Origin of the sequence: Victivallis sp., assembly GCF_048170485.1 — a bacterium.
In the GTDB taxonomy this organism is placed as follows: Bacteria; Verrucomicrobiota; Lentisphaeria; order Victivallales; family Victivallaceae; genus Victivallis.
This window is the reverse complement of the sequence record NZ_DBEXAY010000024.1, coordinates 1-4904: the sequence shown is the minus strand read 5'-3', so window position 1 is coordinate 4904 and position 4904 is coordinate 1. Positions and strand designations below refer to the sequence as shown.

The following is a 4904-nucleotide window of genomic DNA, read 5'->3' as shown; positions in this document are numbered from 1 at the left end:
ACGGAGAAAAAAAGACGTTGCACCGTTATGGAGAAAAACTGCTTTTAAGGACGAATGAGACGCGGAATCTTACCGACGGGCGGCATTGGAAATTATCCTGCAGTCTGCTGGAGAAACAGGCGCTGCAAAGGGAACACTGCGGAGATGAACTTCTGTATCTGTGCACTCATGTTTCCTATCCGGGGAAATACGTTCTGCTCGTAAGAGCGCAATTGGATGCCCGCAGTTTCGGCGGCACACAGAGGTGCCGGGAATACCTGTTTCTTCCCTGTTGGAACGAACTGGAAACATCGGCATTCCGGACTCTCTTTATCAATTGCACCTGTGTGCGCGGAAAATATGTCATTCTCTCCCGGAAACAGCCGGAAGAATCCATCTTGAACATTGTCCCCGGTAGGACAAACCATTACGAGGAATCTCTGTTCCGTTTGCAGGAACGGCTGAAAGCGGCAGCCGGGGATCTGCCGTTGAAAGACCGACCGGGTGAGACTTGGATGTCGCGTATTTATGAAGTGCCGGGAAAGTTTTCCATTGAGATTACACCGTCTACTGGATCCCGTTCCTATTTTCACGGCATGTTTCATTGTATTTCAGATCGCAATATGTTTTATTATGAAAAGTTTGAAGATGCGGATCAAACGCTCCGATCGAAAATCCGGAATGCCTTGGGCGGAACGTTTCATCTGGTGATCACGAATCAGAGCATGATCCGGGGCGATGCCCCCGAACTGACCGTAGAAATTGACGGGATTCCTGTTACAAAAAGCAAAATCCAGTCGGATCGAAAGATGCTTCAGCACACCTTGTACAGCTTCCCAACTCTGCTTCCTCCCGGAAAACACCGTTTGAAAATCACAGGCGGCGGAATGGATTTTGAGGAGCTGTTTACCATTGACGAACAGCACGACACCGGCGTTTTGATGTTTGTGCGTCCCCGCTGGTATGAATTTTGGAAAAAGCCAGAATATTCCTTCGATTTGAGGAAAGGTCCGTTATTATGGATTTAAAAACAATACTGTTACTCTTATGTTCGATCATTCTTTGCTCATGCAAACCGCCGCTTGTTTCATTTTTCCCGCAACGCAACAATGGAATGGAAAAATCTTTGGCAAAGGAAAATCATTTTTCAGCGGAAGATGTTTATGCCGATGTCTGCTCTCAAAAAGCCATTATGGATTCCGCTTGGCAAACAGCCGACTTCTTGCCGTTTATCTTTGATTCCTTGTAATCGGCAAACAGTGGGATATAGTAAACCAAGGGTCTTTACACCTGGAATATATGACATTTTTCACCTTTTATTGTTCTGAAACATAATACGGATTGACGGTCTCCTGTGCAAGCAGCAGATACCCGGTGGAAGGAACCGGAATTTGCCGTATGCCGGGCGAAAGCGTTTCCTTCCGCAGCTGATTTCCGGAGATGTCGGATACCGTTTGCCTCCACATTGGATTGCAGCCGCAGGAAAATACCGTCCCGCCAGCTTGCATTGACGACGACCATGCACCCGAGGTCGCGCGGCGGTACGTTGCCTGCCGCACCAAGAGTGGGCTTGGATTCAGCTCATGGCTCCCGCAACGTAAAACCGGCAAATCGAAAAGACGGCGGCAGACGTTGTCCGCCGTCGGCGTCAGCCGGGAATCCGGTCGCGGCAACGGCGAATGAAGTATGCCGGAGCACAGCTCCAGGCGTGGCAGGCGCTGTTGAGCCGGACATCCCCATAGGGTGTGCGGTACGGATTGTCAGGATCGAACACCTCTTGAAAGGTGTCGGCTCCGCAATCCGCCATCTTGCCCCAGTATTCCTGCAGGTGGCGGAACAGCTGTTCAAACTCGCCGGCGACCGCCCACGCTTCCAGCAGGAAGTGATGCAAGAAAGGCGTGACGGGCCGGATTGCCTCCGGTGCCGAAGCGAGTTTTCGGAGCAGTGTGCCGGCATCTTCCGGGGGAACCGCGCCGCCGAGGATCATCCAGATCTGCGAGGCATACGAGAGCTGCCGGTCCGGGCCGCTGACGAAAAGTCCCGTCCGGGGATCGCGCAGTTCGCGGCGCAGCCGGAGGCTTCGTTTTTCGGCTTCGGTCAGCAGCGCCGCCCGGTCGCTTTCGCGTCCGAGCAGTTCCGCCAGAGCGGCGGCGTTCCGCAGGCCGAAGAGGTAGACTCCCGCCAGCGCGGTCGTCTTATCGAGCTTTTCCGACCAGTCGATGAACGCCCAATGTTCGGAATGGGGGCAAGGGGTATCTCCCCAGCTTTGACGCATCGGTTCAAGTTGGCGCAGGGCCGTATCGTAATACCGGGCGGCGAATTCCGCTCCACCGGCGGCTTGTGTGTGCTCGCGGATCAGCGCCGGGAAAAGCAGCGGATAATCCGCCAGCCAGTTGCCGGGAGCGGGTGCCGGCTTTTCATAGACGCTGGAAACCACCTGCCCCTGCTCCGAAGTAAAGGCGGCCAGAAGTGCGATCGAGCGTTCCACCAGGTCAAAGCGACGGAAACTCACCCGGTCCACTTTAGCCTGCAAATAGAGGTCTCCGAGCCAGAGCCTCCGATCGCGTTTGGGGCCGTCCTCAAACAGTTCCTGCATACAGTCCCGGAGTGTGCGCAGCGCGATTGCGTCGAGCCGCGCCAGCCGTTCGGGAATGCCCGGCGGGGGCGGCGGCAACCTCCGTCCCACGACGCTTTGGGCGATGAACCGGATATCGTCAAATACCAGCCGGTCCGGCGTGCCGACCACTTCCAAAAGCAGATAGCGCATCGCATAGCGGCGCGGCAGCACCACGGTTGCCGGAATCTCGTCGATCGTTACGGTCTCCTCCTGAATCCATGAGCGGCACAAATACCCGGTGAACGGCCGGTCCGCTTCGGCGATCTCCTGCGGCAGTTCCGCGAAGAGCAGTTTCAATCGTACCGGGGCGTCGGCCGGCTTGCCTGTGGTGCGCATCGCCAGTTTCAGGCGGCCGACCGAATGCTCTCCGAAGTCCAGGAGGAAACGCTCTCCCGCGGCGAACGGCCGGTTCAATACTCCTGCGGCCGGCCCAACGCCGATCGCCGCATACCCCTGCCAGGCGGTGGAGTCCGCGGCGAAGGCCACCTGTCGTTCCGGAGCGACTTCCCAATGTTCCAGCTTCGGTTTCAACACCCTGACCTGCCGGAGCAGTTCTTTATTGCAATTGGCCATGATCTTTCTCCTCTGCCTTTTCCGCGGTCACGGCGACCAGTACCGGGACGGGGGAGTTCGACGGAAGCCAGTCGATTCCCCCGTCCTGCGCCTCTCCGGCGGAGAGGAAGTCGAAGGAGTCCACCCTTACCTCCGGGCGCGGATTTCGCCACGCCGCGACGAAAGTGCCCACTTCACTGCCGAATGCGTTCCGGCGGATGATTCCGACTTTGGCTTCCGGCAGCATGGCGACCCGCCACCAGTCGCCGATGTTCTCGCCGCCCTGAAGTTTGTAATCGACGGTTTTGCCGTCGGCATAGCGGATCCGGTAGGCTCCGGCGAATCCCCGGTTCCCCCACGCGGCGGTGTGCATGAAAAAGAGCCGGGACACCTTTTCATGTACCCGGATGCCGCGTACTGCCGCCGGAAGTCCGGGGCGTTCGGAGCCGCGGAGCACCAGGCATCCCCGGCCGCCGTTCCGGGCGGGATCGACGATGCGGAACCGCACTCCGGCGGCGGTCAGCTCCCCGACCGGCATCATGCGGAAGTCGTTGCTGCCCTGATCGGTCCAGCCGCCCTTGCCGTCGTTTTCATATTCGTCGCGGAACGGGGCGTTCGCATATGGTGCAAGGTCGATCGGCTTTTGCGTCTCCGGCCGGACTTCAAAGGTCCGGCTCTGGCCGACGCTGAGCGGCTGTGCCTGTTCCCAACGTTCTTCGCCGACCGCATAGGCCAGCAAATTGCGCAGATAGGCGGCCGCTGCGCTGTCATTCCGGTAACACGCCGTTGCTTCCAGCTGCGACAGCAGGACCCGCCCGCTGCCGACAGTTCCTTCTATAACGGCTCCGCCGATGCCGTTCTGCCCGAGGCCGGTTCCCCTGACCGCCAGCGCATCCGGGGAGTAGGGGAGGAAAGCCGCTGCCGCCACGTAACCGTGGTCCGGGTTGTTCCAGGTATCGAACCGGGCCGGATCGAGGCCGACGAAAAGCGGATGGTCCGGCGTGACGACATCGACGAAGGTGTTGCCTCCCGGCGCCGGGCTCCGGTTGCCGGGCAGGATGCTTTTGATGTTCTTCTGTTCCAGCACCAGCAATGTGCCGCCGCGGTTCAGGAAAGCGGCGACTGCGGGATCGTCCTGCAGCCGGAGGGTCTGCGGTTCCGCGGTTTCGGGAGGTACGGCCAGCACGGAGTCCGCCGCGGCCTCCGCCGCGGAACCGATCCGCCGGCAGGCAAGGCCGAACTCATCGAGGAGGGTTTCAAGTGCGGCCACATTTTTCCCGGCGCCGGTATCCAGCACGAAAAGAGGGCGCCGCCCGGTAATCTTTTCCGGCCGAGCAGCCTGTCGGAGTGAGATTTTTGGCTTGGGAAAATCAATGTCCATCCCGATAGGCGCATAATGCTTGTTTTTTCCGTTTTCTATTGTCAGTAGCGAGAATTTATCCGCTCCGACATTAAATCCATATCTTTGACACGTAAATCCCTCCGCAATCATCATTTTAACTTCTCTGTGGAAGGATTTTCGTGAATTCAAGCAGATTCCCTCCGCAAAGTTTGTGAAGTCGTTTGAAATTGTATGCGGCGGTGATCAAATCCCATTCAATGGATACCTTGTCCAGCCCTCGCAATAAAAAACCTCGGAATCCCAGTATGGTTTTGATGATTCCGAACACCGGTTCGACTGTTTCTTTGCGCTTTTTGTAAACGGTGCGACCAGCTTGGGTTTTCAGGCGAAACGCCATTTTTTCCTTGACAGGAG

The 4904-nt window shown here is 57.5% G+C and carries 5 protein-coding genes; 2 read left to right on the top strand and 3 right to left on the bottom strand.

The features are described from left to right. Together ACMLHG_RS01140 and ACMLHG_RS01135 are read left to right on the top strand one after the other, a co-directional pair. Positions 1-1007, top strand: a 1007-nt coding sequence (locus ACMLHG_RS01140; RefSeq protein WP_417169259.1) for a hypothetical protein, incomplete at its 5' end; no start/stop codon positions are given. Then, complete coding sequence (locus tag ACMLHG_RS01135) at positions 998-1228, top strand: hypothetical protein (protein WP_417169258.1); 231 nt, start codon at positions 998-1000, stop codon at positions 1226-1228. The genes ACMLHG_RS01140 and ACMLHG_RS01135, both read left to right, overlap by 10 nt. A gap of 399 nt (positions 1229-1627) precedes the next feature. On the opposite strand, the gene ACMLHG_RS01130 is transcribed toward ACMLHG_RS01135, so the two are convergent. From ACMLHG_RS01130 to ACMLHG_RS01120, 3 genes are all read right to left on the bottom strand, one after another. Continuing rightward, entirely contained in the window at positions 1628-3169 is a 1542-nt protein-coding gene (locus tag ACMLHG_RS01130; RefSeq protein ID WP_417169257.1) for a hypothetical protein, read from the bottom strand. After that, a complete protein-coding gene (locus tag ACMLHG_RS01125) occupies positions 3153-4418 on the bottom strand; it encodes a hypothetical protein (protein ID WP_417169256.1) in 1266 nt (421 codons plus the stop codon). The genes ACMLHG_RS01130 and ACMLHG_RS01125 overlap by 17 nt, the downstream gene beginning before the upstream one ends. Before the next feature lie 226 nt (positions 4419-4644). Next, on the bottom strand, positions 4645-4904 hold a 260-nt coding region (locus ACMLHG_RS01120), incomplete at its 5' end, for a transposase (RefSeq protein WP_417169255.1).